The following is a 14,406-nucleotide window of genomic DNA, read 5'->3' on the forward strand; positions in this document are numbered from 1 at the left end:
TTTCACTTCTACCCAAACAACTCTTTATTATCAATCTCTAAAGAATCGATAAATTTAGTCGCACTAACGATATCATAGTGGAGTATTCGATCTTCTTCTACAATCGAAACTTCTTCTCGAAACGAACGCACTATCGAAGCCAGAAAAGGAGATGTTTTTCCACTACCAAAACTCAAGGCTTGAGAAGCAGTAAACAATTCGATGGCTAAAATGGTTTGTAAATTATCGACAACCTTTTTACATTTTGTCGCTGCATTTGCCCCCATTGAAACATGATCTTCCTGTCCATTGCTCGACTCGATAGAATCTACACTTGCAGGAGTTGCATATTGTTTGTTTTGGCTGACAATACTGGCAGCTGTATATTGAGGTATCATAAATCCTGAATTCAATCCTGGGTTTGCTATTAGAAAAGGCGGTAAATGTCGATGTCCAGAAACCAGCTGATAGGTTCTTCTTTCAGAGATATTTCCCAATTCAGAGATGGCAATTGCCAAAAAATCCAATCCCAAAGCTAATGGTTGCCCATGAAAATTCCCCCCAGAAATAATCTCGTCTTCATCGACAAAAATATTCGGATTGTCAGTTACCGAATTGATTTCCGTCAAAAAAGTCTTGGTCACAAACCGAATGGTGTCTTTGGTTGCACCGTGGACTTGCGGCATGCATCGAAAAGAATATGGGTCTTGTACGTGTTGTTTTTCTTGACAAATCAATTTACTATCTTCCAGAAAATGGCTTATTCTTTCGGCAGTTTTAATTTGTCCATGATGAGGTCTTGCAAAGTGAATCAATTCGTTAAAAGGCTCTATTCTTCCATCAAAGCCTTCCAAAGAAATGGTTCCGATAAGATCTGCCAAATAGGATAATTTATGTGATTTCAGCAAACAATGAATTCCAATGGCAGACATAAATTGTGTCCCGTTCAACAATGCCAAACCTTCTTTAGATTGCAGGTTGATGCCCTCCCAAGAAAACATTTCCATCAATTGTTTTCCTGCTATTTTTTGACCATGATACATGACCTCTCCCAAGCCAATCAAAGGTAATGACAGGTGTGCCAATGGCGACAAATCGCCAGAAGCCCCTAAAGATCCTTGAGAATAGACAATCGGAAAAATATCGTGGTTGTAAAAATCAATCAAACGATTGATGGTTGCCAATTGCACCCCCGAATGTCCATAGCTTAACGATTGAATTTTAAAAAGTAACATCAGCTTTACTACTTCGCTATTCACTTCTTCTCCCGTTCCACAAGCATGGCTCATGACTAAATTTTCTTGGAGTTTTTGAAGGTTTCTTCCATCAATTTTTACATTGTACAAAGCACCAAAGCCAGTATTGATTCCATAAATTGGTTTTGAAATCAATTTCATTTTTTCATTCAAATAGAATCTGCACTTTTCAATTTTCTGAATCGCCGTTTCAGATAAAGCCAATTTTGCATTCGTAGAAATAATTTCGTGAATTTTAGCTAAATCGAGTGGGTTATTATCAATATAATGGAATGTGCTCATAAATAGTTGATTATTTTATCAAATTTGCAAATTTGCATCTGTATATGCAAATGAATTTAACTATTTTTCTTAAACAGAATATTCTATATTTGCATTTAAAATAAATAAGACCAATGAAACAAATCGGAATCCTGCTTTTTAGCATCAGTATTTTTACAGCTTGTTCACAGAATCATCCCAAAAACTATGCAACAATTGCTGGAAAATTGGAAAACAACACCGATTCCTTAATCACCATTGGAGGCAGATCGGGCGTACTTAAAACCCTAAGGATTGACGCAGAAGGTCGCTTTAAGGACACCCTCGTTGTTGAAAATGGCAATATCTACACTTTTCAAACCAGTCCAACAAAAAGAGCTCCCCTTTATCTTAAAAATGGTTTTGACATCTACATTAGTGGAGATTCAGAAAAATTTATGGAAAGCTTTACGTATGAAGGAACGGGTGCTGACAATAGCAATTACGTTTTAGCACAAATTGCATTGACAAAAAAGCTTGGCGATCCCAATTTGATTTTAAAATTAGATGCCCTTTCTTTTGAAAAAAAAATAACAGATTTACAAAATGACTTAGATCATACTTTGGCTGCATATAAAGATTTAGACAGTGCTTTAGTAGCTGATGCAAAAGCACAAAATACTCAAATAATAGACTATTTTCAGAATGCCTATGCTGCCCAATTAGAGAATGTTGCTGGTACACCCTCCCCCACTTTTACAGACTATATTGACTATTCAGGAGGAACAAAATCATTAGAATCTTTCAAAGGAAAGTATGTATACATTGACGTTTGGGCAATATGGTGTGGACCTTGTATTCAACAGATTCCTTTTTTACATCAGCTAGAAGAAGACTATCAAGACAAGAATATTGCATTTGTGAGTATTTCTACCGATGAGGCCAGAAGAAATGGAGGATCATGGGAAGCAGCAGAAAAGAAATGGCGCAATTTCATTCAAAAAAGAGAAATGACAGGCATTCAGCTTTGGTCTGGAAAAGATATTTCTTTTCAAAAAGCATATAAAATTAATGGGATTCCACGGTTTATATTGATCGATCCAAAGGGAGTAATTGTAGATCCCAATGCTCCTAGACCTTCTGACCCAAGATTGAGGGACTTATTGAGTTCCTTGGGGATATAAAAGACAACACGAAACCTTTCTCACAGACCTTTTACTGATACTGAATCAAGTTCAGGATGACCATAAAAAGGCTTTCAAATTCATTTCACCTATAGCCCTCTGAGATGTGAAATGTCCATAAAAACAAAAATGCTCTTGAAAAATTCAAGAGCATTTTTTATAGTATTAAACTGAGTTTTACTTAATCGCTGGGTTTAAGTAATCTGGTAAGTTTGGATTTGCTGAATCTGAAAAATCATTGGAAGGGTTTCCATCTCCATTTGCATCTTCCTTAATGGTCAACACACCGTCTCCATCATCATCGGTATCTAAATAGTTTGGATTAGAATTTCCATCAGTATCGTCATTTCTTGGGTCACCATCTCCATCTGGATCTTCTTCCGATGAAGGAACTCCATCGTTATCGTGATCAGTATCTTTTACAAAATCGTACAAATCGATGTAAAAAATCAAATTTTCATTTGGTAAAATTGCTCCCGAGTAAGTATTTCTATACGCCAATCCAGAAGGAATGAATAAAATTCCTTTCCCTCCATTTTCATAGGTAATTGGGCCATTACTTGTTACATTATCTCCATTTTTAAAATTCACTAAACCATGCGACCAACCCCTAATAACAGCGTTTAAAGTAAACCATATCGGAATTTGTTTTCCATCAAAAGAGGGAGATATACTATCTGTTTTACTAATTCTAAACCCTTTATATTTGACAAAAACAGAATCCATTGTGGTTGGAAAGCCTTTATCCACAGTGGGGTTTCCAATATTATTTTCATAATAATACAATTTGTAGTCAATTTCATTTTCAGTAACATTCAAGGTTTTTAATTTCTCATCTCGTGATAGCGGTAATGCACCATCAACTAGAGTTTTTAAAGAATCCACATCGGCATCATAATAATGCTTTGAAAAAAAAGAATTTAGGGAATCATTATCAATTAAAGCTTGTGCTTCATGATCAAAATCATCAACAGGAATTGAATTTGTATTATTTCCACAAGCAGCCACTATGGCAATTACTATAAGAAGGGCAAAAATATATTTAAATTTATTCATTTATTCATGCTAATTTTAGTGCCGCAATTTAGCATTTTTATACCTTTGTAAAAAGGCAAAAGTACTTTTTTAACTTTTTTTATGAGAATTGACAAATATTTATGGTGTATACGCGTTTACAAGACTAGAAACATAGCTACTGTAGCGTGTAAAAAAGGGCATGTAAAGATAAATGCCGCAAACATAAAACCCTCTAAAGAAATCTTTGGGAATGAACTTCTTTTGGTACGGAAAAATCAAATAAACTATCAATATAAAGTTTTAGATTTACCGGAAAGTCGAGTTGGCGCCAAAATTGTTGACCTCTATCGAAAAGATGTCACTCCAAAAGAAGCTTTCGAGAAAAACGAAATGCTTAAATTTGCGAAAGACCACTATCGAAAAAGAGGGACTGGAAGACCCACTAAAAAAGATCGACGGGATATAGAAGATTATACGGACGAAGATATTGAAACTCAAAATGACTGATACAAAAAACATTATTTTAACCACTCAGCAAGTGGCCCAAAAGACTCGTAGAATTGCATATCAAATTTTAGAGAGTAATTCAACCGAAAAAGAGGTAATCATTGTCGGTATTGTTGGAAATGGCTACATTTTCGCTGAAAAGCTCGTGGAAGAACTCAACAAAATTTCGGAGATCAAAACGACGCTTTGCAAGGTTTTTATCGATAAGAAAAAACTTTTAGCTCCTGTAACAACTTCATTGAATGAAGAAGCTTACAAAAACAAATCCATTGTATTGGTCGATGATGTACTCAACTCTGGTGCAACGTTGATCTATGGTGTAAAACACTTTTTAAACGTTCCTTTAAAGCGATTTAAAACGGCAGTATTGGTCAATAGAAACCACAAAAAATATCCTGTAAAGGCTGACTTTAAAGGAATTTCTTTATCGACATCGATTAAAGAACATGTAATTGTAGAGTTTGATCAAAAAGAAGCCATTGCGTTTTTAATGTAAAAGCATTCTAATTTCGGTAATAATAGCGTCTATTTTTTTATGATCAATGACTACCTTGTGATGGGCTTGCTCATAAAAGAAGCGTCTTTCAAACAAATGTTTGGCAACATACTCAGTCAACTTTTCATCTCCCAATTCTTTAACCAAAGGGCGTTTGTCTTTTCCGGCAATTAATCGTTCTACGATTGTAGGAATACTCGCTTGCAAATACATGGCTGTAATGTGATCCGACTTTAAAATCAACTCCATATTGTTTGCATAACAAGGAGTCCCTCCACCCAGCGAAAGCACAAATTGCTCTTCTGTATGTATCAATTCCTTCAAATAGCGATGTTCAATGTTCCGAAAATAAATTTCTCCTTTTTCTTTAAAAATAGTGGTTATGCTACTGTTTTCTTTAAATTCGATATACTCGTCTAAATCGATAAAAGGAACAAACAACTTTTCGGAAAGTAATTTTCCAATGGTTGACTTTCCAGAAGCCATATAGCCCAATAAAACTAATTTCATGAATTTGTATTTTCTGCAAATATCGATAAAAAAACACCAAATTTATAGGGGTAAGTTTTAAGAATGATATTATATTTGCACTCGATTTAGGAAGAACCCGATTATGGTAGCTCAGTTGGTAGAGCATCTCCCTTTTAAGGAGAGGGTCGCAGGTTCGAGCCCCAGCCCGGTCACCATACAAAGTAAAGCGATAGCTTCACTTTTTATTTTTAGTAAATTAGCGCACGTGGCGGAATTGGTAGACGCGCCAGCTTGAGGGGCTGGTGAATGCAAGTTCGTGGAAGTTCGAATCTTCTCGTGCGCACTTTTACATCTCTTCATTTTTGATCTTTTTTACCCCTTCGTATTAAAAACAAAGTTATTTCTCTAGTTCCCCTACAATTTCTTACAATTCAAAAAATTCCGGAAACACAACTAGTAGCATAGCTTTTAGAAGAAAACCCTAGGCCGTGAATTCTTATGGAATCAGACTCTAAAACAACACACTAAAGAGTTAAAGAAACCTACTAACAACCATAGTCCTAAGATTTTACAAAAAATCTTTTTCATCAGAAAGTCCCCTACCCCTATATTTCAATCATTTTTTTGACGTATGAGTAAAAATTTATTGGTTTTATTGAATTGTTTTAAAAAAATAGAATTAATTTGCTTTTGTTATAAAAATGAGATATTTAACAATAGTAATTTTAGTCCTGCTGACAACAAATAGTTTTGGACAATCGAAAAAGGATATTATGGAACAAAGACTGACAATTATAACTTTAGGGGTTTCGAACTTAAAAAAGTCTACTGATTTTTATGAAACAAAGTTTGGTTGGAAAAAATCTGTATCAAGTAATCAGTACATTTCATTCTTCACCTTAAACGGAATTCAACTCGCTCTTTATGACAGAAAAGAATTAGCCGAAGATGCAACTGTAAACTCTGACGGAAATGGATTTAAGGGCTTTACTTTAGCATACAATACCAAATCCGAAAAAGAAGTTGACCAACTCATTGAGGAATTAAGAATCAATGGAGTTGAAATAGTAAAAGAACCTCAAAAAGTGAATTGGGGAGGATATAGTAGCTACATATCGGACTTGGATGGGAATTTATGGGAAATTGCCTGTAACCCATTCCTCGGAATTGACGAAAAAGGAAATGTTAAAGAATGACCAGCTGCTAACAATGGTAACCGGTGTACAAGCCTAGAAAAAAAGTAAAAACCCTTGCTTTTTAAACCGATCTTCGGGATGCCATACAAAAAAAAGAGTGTGCTATATTGTTTTTTGAGGGGTCAATACTTTTTTATCAATTACATCCGTAAAAGACGATAAAAATTCTCTTGGGGCACCCGTTCACTCAACTGAAAATTAGCAAACAGCTTTTCTTAATAGGCCTTTTTTCCTTGCAACCTTAAATTTAACAAAAATATTTTTTGATCAATCTAGATTTATCTATTTTTGGATAAACAATTGTTTGACAAGTACACAGACTAATAACACATTAAAAAAGTGTTATAGCCAGACGCGTTTTAATTAATTTGAAATGAACGAAAAAGAATACATGTTAAAAGGCTGGCAAAGAATACTATTATTAATTATTCCATACTTGTTTATTGTAGGAACATTTCAACTAATTGGAGCATTTATTGCAGGAGTAGATATTACAAATCTTGAACCTAAAAAAACATCAACTCAAGAACTAACAATTAGTATTTTTGATTTATTTGGGACTTTTTTTGTTCTCTGGCTATTTATGAAATTTGTAGACAAAGAACACTTTACTAAACTTGGATTTCAAACAAAGAATAGATTAAAGGGATTTATTATTGGAATTCTTATCGGTTTATTAATTATGTCTTTAGGGTATTTTATATTAATAGACCTTAAAGAAATATTTTTCATAAGAATACATTTCAACTATAAAGAACTATTAATTTCTATATTATTATATACGATTGTTGCATTAGTTGAGGAAACTCTTTTTCGTGGCTATATTTTAAAAAACTTAATGAATTCATTTTATAAATATATAGCCCTTAGTCATTTCTTCAATTTTGTTCTCTTTAATGCATGGCTTTAATCCGAATATTGATTTATTCTCTTTATTTAATTTGTTTTTAGCAGGAATAGTTCTTGGTCTATCGTATATCCATACTAAAAATTTATGGTTTCCGATTGCAATGCATTTAAGTTGGAACTTGTTTCAAACTCTTCTGGGTTTTAATGTTAGTGGACAAGACACATATTCATTGATAGAATTTGGCAAGAATGAAGGAAATTTAATAAACGGTGGAGCTTTTGGGTTTGAAGGTTCATACTTATCAATAATCGCACAAATAATAACTATAATTGGAATTGGAATATATTATAATAGAAAAAAAACAACCAATACACCTCCCCGATAGCCCAATCGCATGCACTGTAAACAGTCTCTTTTTACACATTTTTTTATTCGTAGCAACGCATCCACTGCCTACTCCTCGCCTACTTAGAAACCGGATAAGCATAAACTATCGAATTCGAATTAAATTTCCTAAATTACCTGCTTTAATTAAGATACACAACCACTAGCAATACAAATGAAATACAGACCAATAGGAAATAGTGGCTTGATCACTTCCAATCTAACATTAGGAACAATGATTTTTGGTGAACAATTAGGTCGATCAACTTCAGAAAAGGACGCGATTGAAATGATCAATTACTATCTCGAAATGGGTGGAAATCATATAGACACCGCAAATGTTTATGCCGAAGGACGTTCAGAAGAAATTATTGGAAAGGCACTACAAGGAAACCGTAAGAAAACGATTATTTCTACCAAAGTCAGATTTAGCATGTCATCAGATGTCAATGCGGAAGGTCTGTCTAGAACCCATATCATACAGAGTGTTGAAGACAGTTTAACTCGGCTAAAAACCGATTATATCGACATGCTCTATTTGCACAGTTTTGACCCCATCACCCCAATTGAAGAAACCCTTAGAGTACTAGAACATTTGATTGATAGTGGAAAAGTACGGTATATTGGAGTTTCAAACTTTAAGGCTTGGCAAGTAATGAAAGCCCAAGGACTGACAAAATACCTCAACACCAATCCTTTTATCAGTGCACAATATCAGTACAGTTTGGTGAAAAGAGATGTAGAGTATGAATTTTTCGATTTGTTAGAATCAGAAGGTTTGGGACTTTTGGCATGGGGCCCTCTAGGGGGCGGATTCTTATCTGGAAAATATTCCAAAGCAACTCCTACATCGGGAAGAATTTCGATGACTTCCGAAGATACCGAAGAATCTTGGGAACGAAGAAATAATGATAAAAACTGGAAAATTATGGGAGCTATAGATGCCTTAACCTTAAAATACAATGCTACCCACTCTCAAATAGCCATTGCCTATGGATTTTATCGAGAAAAGTAATTGCTTCTGTCGTTTTAGGCGCTAGAACCCTCGACCAACTCAAAGACAATATGGGCGCAAACAACATTCTCCTTACTGCTGATGAATTAGATGTATTGACCCAATTAAGCAAACTCCCAGAAGTTTATCCCTATCGATTTATTGATGCATATGGGAATAGAGCCATTTAATACACATCCCTAAATGATTGTTTTCTAAACAATCGTTTCCATCACAAATCACCCCTATTCATTTTGTTTAGAGGATTTTTTTTTGCCATAAACCTAAATACTTATTTAATATTTTTTTTATTTTATTAAAAATAGTATTAACTTGCATTGATTATTTAAGGAGCTCCAAAAGGATTACATATTGGATAGAATTCACTGAAGAATGAACTCAATAAAATTATAAAAAACAAATGGAGTCCAGATACCATCGAAAACGGGGTGATACCGGCAACCGTTTTATAAATCCTCTAAAAAAAATAATTAGTACTAAAAATGTAGTTTAAATATTTACTGAGGAAGAGCTTTTTAAGAATAGTGAGCACTAAGGACTTTTTTTGTCAGCTGCCCAATAGATCCATAGATTTTTAATAAAAGTAAAATGACTGAAATTGAAATTTTAACCAACCAAACTGAAAATGCATTTGAGTGGACGAACAAGCTTATTGCTAGTGTACCCTATGATAGGTGGCACATCATAGCAAACGGAATCGAGTCAAATTTTAGTTGGCAGATAGGTCATCAAATAATTAGCATTTACTACCACACGATTATGTCAGTGGTTGGTCATATTTCTGAAATAATCGAAAAACTAGATTTGCGTTTGTACACAAAAAGATATGGGTATGATACTGCTGCAAAAGATTTGATCGATAAAACGAATCCTAAGCAATTAAAGGAGGATTTGAAATACATGCAAGGACAATCCTTGAGGGTAATAAAATCATTATCCCAGAATGAGTTGCAGCAAGCCGTTGAATCCACAAAAATCCCTCATCCTGTTGCCAAAACAAAATTTGAGGCAATAGATTGGAACATAAAACACACCATGTGGCATTGCGGACAAATTGCGATTTTGAAAAGAATTGTGGACCAACCGTATAATTACGGACTGAAATCATGAAATTCTCAAATCAAACCAATAAGAACCTACTCTAAACGATCTTTCTTCAACAACTCAGGGAATTTCTTTTTAAACCGGTTCAATCTCGGAATAGAAACTGCCTTTACATAGCCCTGATTGGGGTTGCGCTTTTCAAAGTCTTGATGATAGTCTTCAGCCTTATAAAATTGAGAAAACTGAGTGACCTCTGTCGCTATTTTTTTGGAATAGTTTGCATTCAATTCAAGAATAGCAGCCTCAATAATTTTTTTCTCTTCAGGAGTTTTATAAAATGCAATGGAACGGTATTGGGTTCCATAATCTGGGTGTTGCCCGTTTACGGTTGTATGATCGTGAGAGCCAAAAAACACTTGAATCAAGGTTGCAAACGAAACTTTTTGAGGGTTGTAATATACCGCAACCGCTTCTGCATGCCCTGTTTTTCCAGTTCCAATCGACGCATAGGTTGGGTTTTTGGTAAAACCACCTGCATAGCCAGAAACGGCCTCTGCAACACCTTCTACGCTTTCAAAAATAGCTTCTACACACCAAAAACAACCACTGGCAAAATAAGCGACTTCTGTCCCTTGGTCAATATGATCGGTCGGTACTGCTGTTTTTTTGCTTTCAGTAAAACTAAAACATGCCATGATAAAAAGGGTACAACTGGCAAAAAAGGTTGCTTTTATAAATTTCATTTTTTTATTCTTTAAAGGGTTTTTCAATCACTCCATTGGGCTTTCCAAACTAGTACTCCTACAGTTCTAAGCAATAGCCACTTCATACAATTGTTTACAACTTTAGCATTTTGTTCAAAACCATTCTTGTAAAAAATGAAGTAGAGCCCTACATTTGTTTCACAAAGATAACCAATATCCATGGAGCATTTTATAGTTTCTGCGCGTAAATATCGTCCTCAAGTTTTTGAGGATGTTGTTGGGCAACAAGCCATTACGAACACTTTAGAAAATTCCATCAAGAATAATCATTTAGCTCAGGCCTTATTATTTACAGGTCCTAGGGGTGTTGGAAAGACTTCTTGTGCTAGAATCTTAGCCAAGCAAATCAATCAGCAAGATGTTGAATTGGCCGATGACGAAGATTTTGCCTTTAATATTTTTGAATTGGATGCAGCGTCCAACAATTCTGTAGATGACATTAGAAGTTTAACCGATAAGGTTCGTATTCCGCCTCAAACGGGTAAGTACAAGGTGTACATCATCGATGAGGTACACATGCTTACATCATCTGCCTTTAATGCCTTTTTAAAGACTTTAGAAGAACCTCCTGCACATGTCATTTTTATTTTAGCAACAACCGAAAAACACAAAATAATTCCGACCATTTTATCGCGTTGTCAAATTTTTGACTTTAAACGAATTGGAGTGTTGGATGCAAAAAATTATCTAAAAATAATCTGCGAAAAAGAAAACATAACTGCTGAAGACGATGCATTGCACATCATCGCTCAAAAAGCAGATGGCGCCATGCGAGATGCCCTGTCTATTTTTGACCGTGTGGTGAGTTATTCAGGAAAAAATTTAACCCGAGAAGCCGTTACCGAAAACTTAAATGTTTTGGACTACGATACCTATTTTTCGATGACTGATTTGTTGTTGGAAAACAAAATACCCGAGGTTTTAAATGCGTTCAACACCATTTTAGGAAAAGGATTTGAAGGACATCATTTTATCAATGGATTGGCCAGTCATTTTAGAGATCTTTTGGTTGCCAAAGACAAAGCTACCATCGCCTTATTGGAAGTAGGTGACAATGCCAAAAAGAAGTATTTGCAACAAGCTATCAAAGCTTCCATTCCTTTTTTGTTACAAGCAATAGACAAAGCCAACGATTGTGATTTAAAATTCAAAGTCAGTAAAAACCAACGCTTGTTGACTGAATTGACTTTAATGCAAATTGCCTCTATCACTTTTGATGGAGAAAAAAAAAATCAGCTAACTACATAATTCCAGCGACTTTTTTTCAGGCACTTTCACCCGCCAAAAAAACAGCTTCGGCACCTGCTATCATTGCAAAATCGGCAATTGAAAACCCTATAAAAATCATACCACCTGTTGCAGAACCCGCAACTAAGAAAATTGAAAACCCTGTATTGCAACATGTACAAAGACGCTCCTCTTCGCTTTCACTAAAAAGTATACACGAAAAAAAAGAGGTTCAAAAAACCTTTGTAGAAGAGAACTTCGACAACCACCCAAAAGACGGGTTTGACGAAAAAAAACTACAAAAACTGTGGAAAGAGTATGTGGCTCTTTTAAATGAAAAAGGAGAGCGCAGTATGGCATCTATTGTCGCTACAGACACTCCAAGACTGAAAGAAGATTTTGTAATTAGCTTCACCGTTCCAAATAAATTAATGCAAGATCAATTTAAAAAAGGAAGGCCTAAATTATTGCAATTTTTACGAGAGAAATTAAATAATTATGGAATTAAAATTCATGTTATTTTAAACGAAACTGTTGAAAAGAAATTCGCTTACACGCCACAAGAGAAGTTCAATAAGTTGAAAGAACAAAATCCTCTTTTAGAGAAATTGCGTCAGGCTTTCGAATTGGATTTGTAAATTCTAAATACCTTTTCCTAAATATATTAAAGTACAATCTTCTTTAGATTTTCCAGATTTTTCAAACTCAGGAATCAAATACAAATTTCCCTCTTTTTTTACAAACAACAATACCGATCGCAATTCGTTGAACAATTTCGAAAGCATGGACTGATATTCTTCTTCAGAATGAATGGCAACTTCATAAATTTTAGGATTGTCACGAAATGCTTCACTCAAATTGATATAATCATCTTTGGGAGAAAAAAATTGATCTTTAAACTCAGAATTTCCCGAGCGAATTTCTTTGGAAGTTGCCAATCGATACGAACCATGCTCACCAAAAGCATTCGAAAACCGACTGATAGCATACTCGTTTACAGCTTCACTCCCCGTCATGGCAATCAAATATCCAACGTCGTTCAATTCGATATTATCTGTCAAATCATCATCATAGATATTCACTAAAAAAGCTTCTAATTCTTCTTTTTTTGCTTCCTCTACAAAGCTTTTATTAGAATCGATTAAAACAACCCGTTTGTTATTTTGAGTTAAATATTTAGCAATCAATCTTGCTGGACTTGAAGCACCCACAAATAATATGGCATTCGAACTTTTAAGAAACACACCTACCATCTTTGCAAATAATCGAGCTGTAGTCGCATTCAACAAAACAGTTCCCAATACAATCATAAAGACCAATGGAGTGATGTATTCTGCCCCAGGAACTCCTTCTTTCAGGAGCTTACTCCCAAATAAGGAAGCAATCCCAGCAGCGACAATTCCTCGAGGTCCAACCCAGCTAATAAAGAGTTTTTCATTGAATTTCAAGTTGGACTTGTGGGTACTTAGAAACACTGCCAAGGGTCTGATAACAAAAACAACCAGAATAAAAAGTACAGCCGTCTTCCAATTGTAGAGAAGTAATAAATCTTCAATATTGATATTTGCAGCAAGTAAAATAAATAAGATTGAGATGAGCAAGACACTCAATGACTCTTTAAAATAGAGTAATTCTTTAAGGCTTTTGAGTTTTCCATTTCCCAAGACCATCCCCATTACAACAACTGCCAATAGACCCGATTCGTGTGCGAAGATTTCAGCTTCTACAAAAACCAACAAAACGGTTGATAAAGAAACTACATTTAACAAGTAATGTGGGATGAGTTTTTTGTTTATGGCATAAGCCAAAGCATGTGCAAAAGTAAACCCAAAACTCGTTCCAAATAAAAGAATTTTTCCAAATTCCATCAAAGCTGTTTTAGTAAAACCTCCACCTCCACCAACACTGATAAATTCAAATACCAATACGGCCACCAAGGCTCCAATGGGATCTATGAGGATTCCTTCCCATTTCAACACCGCAGAAACATCTTTTTTTAGAGGAATATTTCTTAAAATAGGTGTGATTACCGTAGGACCGGTAACGATGATCAAGCCTGAAAACAGGAACGAAAGCTCCCAACTTAATCCAAAAATAAAGTGGGCTGCAATTCCTGCTCCAAAAAAAGTAACCGCTGCTCCTAGGGTAATTAACTTGGTAATTACGGGGCCTACATTTTTTATTTCTGCACGTTTTAAGGTCAAACCACCTTCAAAAAGAATAATGCTAATGGCAAGAGATACAAAATAATACAAGGCATCACAAGGGAACAACCCTTTTTCACCATTCCAAATGGGTTCTATCCATTTTGTACCATCGTCGCTTAAGTAAGCTGCTGCAATGGGACCGACCAAAAGACCGATCAAAATTAAGGGAAGAATAGCAGGGATTTTAAATTTCCAAGCAACCCACTGTGCCAATATGCCCAAAATAATAATTCCTGCAAGTTCTAACATAAACCTTCCTAATTTATACAGTAAATTTAAGGATGTTTCTCAACCTTAAAAAATTAATTTTATAGTTTTTTTCATTCTTCCAAAGTTTACTACCTTGTGCGTTAGACCAATCTTAAATTAAATACTTGAATACACTAGATAAAATTCTTATTGGTATTGCCTTTTCTCCCAACCTAAAATCAAATGTATTTGAAGCCGTTCGTATGGCTAACATGTTTGATGCTCAATTAATTTGCGTTCATGTGGGTGCTGAAAGTATTCAAAAAAAGAAGACCTATTAAAATTATTAAATGCTGCTGAACCTTTAAAAAAGACTTTCA

12 protein-coding genes, 1 tRNA gene and 2 pseudogenes are annotated in these 14,406 nt (G+C 34.9%); 10 read left to right on the forward strand and 5 right to left on the reverse strand.

Features of this window, described 5'->3' with window-relative positions; all coding sequences use genetic code 11:
* Positions 1-8: 8 nt before the first annotated feature.
* Positions 9-1,517, reverse strand: coding sequence for a histidine ammonia-lyase (gene hutH / locus RRF69_RS00390; RefSeq protein ID WP_316940031.1), 1,509 nt, complete (start codon positions 1,515-1,517; stop codon positions 9-11).
* Between the two features lie 113 nt (positions 1,518-1,630).
* On the opposite strand from hutH, the gene RRF69_RS00395 reads away from it, so the two are divergent.
* Positions 1,631-2,659: a TlpA disulfide reductase family protein gene (locus RRF69_RS00395; protein WP_316940033.1), complete on the forward strand. Its 1,029-nt coding sequence runs from the start codon at positions 1,631-1,633 to the stop codon at positions 2,657-2,659.
* A 177-nt stretch (positions 2,660-2,836) separates the two neighbouring features.
* Here the strand turns inward: RRF69_RS00395 and RRF69_RS00400 are convergent, their stop codons facing one another.
* Complete coding sequence (locus RRF69_RS00400; RefSeq protein WP_316940034.1) at positions 2,837-3,715, reverse strand: FKBP-type peptidyl-prolyl cis-trans isomerase; 879 nt, start codon at positions 3,713-3,715, stop codon at positions 2,837-2,839.
* Positions 3,716-3,796: 81 nt separating this feature from the next.
* On the opposite strand from RRF69_RS00400, the gene RRF69_RS00405 reads away from it, so the two are divergent.
* Both RRF69_RS00405 and RRF69_RS00410 read left to right on the forward strand, forming a co-directional pair.
* The gene (locus tag RRF69_RS00405) at positions 3,797-4,183 is read left to right on the forward strand and encodes an RNA-binding S4 domain-containing protein (protein ID WP_316940035.1); all 387 of its coding nucleotides are present in this window, start codon (positions 3,797-3,799) and stop codon (positions 4,181-4,183) included.
* Positions 4,176-4,679 carry a phosphoribosyltransferase family protein gene (locus RRF69_RS00410; protein ID WP_316940036.1) on the forward strand — a complete coding sequence of 168 codons (504 nt, stop codon included), beginning with the start codon at positions 4,176-4,178 and terminating at the stop codon, positions 4,677-4,679. The genes RRF69_RS00405 and RRF69_RS00410 overlap by 8 nt, the downstream gene beginning before the upstream one ends.
* Here RRF69_RS00410 and RRF69_RS00415 read toward each other — a convergent pair.
* Positions 4,671-5,189, reverse strand: coding sequence for a shikimate kinase (locus tag RRF69_RS00415; protein ID WP_316940037.1), 519 nt, complete (start codon positions 5,187-5,189; stop codon positions 4,671-4,673). The two genes, RRF69_RS00410 and RRF69_RS00415, sit on opposite strands and share 9 nt — an antisense overlap.
* 220 nt (positions 5,190-5,409) lie before the next feature.
* Here RRF69_RS00415 and RRF69_RS00420 point away from each other — a divergent pair.
* From RRF69_RS00420 to RRF69_RS00445, 5 genes and pseudogenes are all read left to right on the forward strand, one after another.
* Positions 5,410-5,493 (forward strand) — tRNA-Leu (locus RRF69_RS00420).
* Between the two features lie 358 nt (positions 5,494-5,851).
* Positions 5,852-6,346 (forward strand): VOC family protein, encoded by a 495-nt coding sequence (locus RRF69_RS00425; protein ID WP_316940038.1) that lies wholly within the window; start codon positions 5,852-5,854, stop codon positions 6,344-6,346.
* A 682-nt stretch (positions 6,347-7,028) separates the two neighbouring features.
* Positions 7,029-7,581 (forward strand): annotated as a pseudogene (locus tag RRF69_RS11720) (CPBP family intramembrane glutamic endopeptidase).
* 174 nt (positions 7,582-7,755) lie between these two features.
* Complete coding sequence (locus RRF69_RS00440; RefSeq protein WP_316940041.1) at positions 7,756-8,595, forward strand: aldo/keto reductase; 840 nt, start codon at positions 7,756-7,758, stop codon at positions 8,593-8,595.
* A 588-nt stretch (positions 8,596-9,183) separates the two neighbouring features.
* Entirely contained in the window at positions 9,184-9,705 is a 522-nt protein-coding gene (locus RRF69_RS00445; RefSeq protein WP_316940042.1) for a DinB family protein, read from the forward strand.
* 26 nt (positions 9,706-9,731) lie between these two features.
* On the opposite strand, the gene msrA is transcribed toward RRF69_RS00445, so the two are convergent.
* Entirely contained in the window at positions 9,732-10,382 is a 651-nt protein-coding gene (msrA, locus tag RRF69_RS00450; RefSeq protein WP_316940043.1) for a peptide-methionine (S)-S-oxide reductase MsrA, read from the reverse strand.
* Positions 10,383-10,562: 180 nt separating this feature from the next.
* Between msrA and dnaX the strand changes: the two are divergent.
* A pseudogene (dnaX, locus tag RRF69_RS00455) lies at positions 10,563-12,268 on the forward strand (DNA polymerase III subunit gamma/tau).
* Between the two features lie 3 nt (positions 12,269-12,271).
* On the opposite strand, the gene RRF69_RS00460 reads toward dnaX, so the two are convergent.
* On the reverse strand, positions 12,272-14,086 hold the full coding sequence (locus tag RRF69_RS00460) for a sodium:proton antiporter (protein WP_316940045.1): 1,815 nt from the start codon (positions 14,084-14,086) through the stop codon (positions 12,272-12,274).
* Between the two features lie 125 nt (positions 14,087-14,211).
* Between RRF69_RS00460 and RRF69_RS00465 the strand changes: the two genes are divergently transcribed.
* The gene (locus RRF69_RS00465) at positions 14,212-14,367 is read left to right on the forward strand and encodes a universal stress protein (protein ID WP_316940046.1); all 156 of its coding nucleotides are present in this window, start codon (positions 14,212-14,214) and stop codon (positions 14,365-14,367) included.
* The last annotated feature ends 39 nt before the right edge of the window (positions 14,368-14,406 follow it).

Source organism: Polaribacter sp. HL-MS24 (genome assembly GCF_032758595.1).
GTDB lineage: Bacteria > Bacteroidota > Bacteroidia > Flavobacteriales > Flavobacteriaceae > Polaribacter.

What these genes read in the sequence shown, in the direction of transcription:
- hutH (WP_316940031.1), bottom strand. Translation starts at nt 1,517, where the DNA reads ATGAGCACATTCCATTATATTGATAATAACCCACTCGATTTAGCTAAA.
- RRF69_RS00395 (WP_316940033.1), top strand. Translation starts at nt 1,631, where the DNA reads ATGAAACAAATCGGAATCCTGCTTTTTAGCATCAGTATTTTTACAGCT.
- RRF69_RS00400 (WP_316940034.1), bottom strand. Translation starts at nt 3,715, where the DNA reads ATGAATAAATTTAAATATATTTTTGCCCTTCTTATAGTAATTGCCATA.
- RRF69_RS00405 (WP_316940035.1), top strand. Translation starts at nt 3,797, where the DNA reads ATGAGAATTGACAAATATTTATGGTGTATACGCGTTTACAAGACTAGA.
- RRF69_RS00410 (WP_316940036.1), top strand. Translation starts at nt 4,176, where the DNA reads ATGACTGATACAAAAAACATTATTTTAACCACTCAGCAAGTGGCCCAA.
- RRF69_RS00415 (WP_316940037.1), bottom strand. Translation starts at nt 5,189, where the DNA reads ATGAAATTAGTTTTATTGGGCTATATGGCTTCTGGAAAGTCAACCATT.
- RRF69_RS00425 (WP_316940038.1), top strand. Translation starts at nt 5,852, where the DNA reads ATGAGATATTTAACAATAGTAATTTTAGTCCTGCTGACAACAAATAGT.
- RRF69_RS00440 (WP_316940041.1), top strand. Translation starts at nt 7,756, where the DNA reads ATGAAATACAGACCAATAGGAAATAGTGGCTTGATCACTTCCAATCTA.
- RRF69_RS00445 (WP_316940042.1), top strand. Translation starts at nt 9,184, where the DNA reads ATGACTGAAATTGAAATTTTAACCAACCAAACTGAAAATGCATTTGAG.
- msrA (WP_316940043.1), bottom strand. Translation starts at nt 10,382, where the DNA reads ATGAAATTTATAAAAGCAACCTTTTTTGCCAGTTGTACCCTTTTTATC.
- RRF69_RS00460 (WP_316940045.1), bottom strand. Translation starts at nt 14,086, where the DNA reads ATGTTAGAACTTGCAGGAATTATTATTTTGGGCATATTGGCACAGTGG.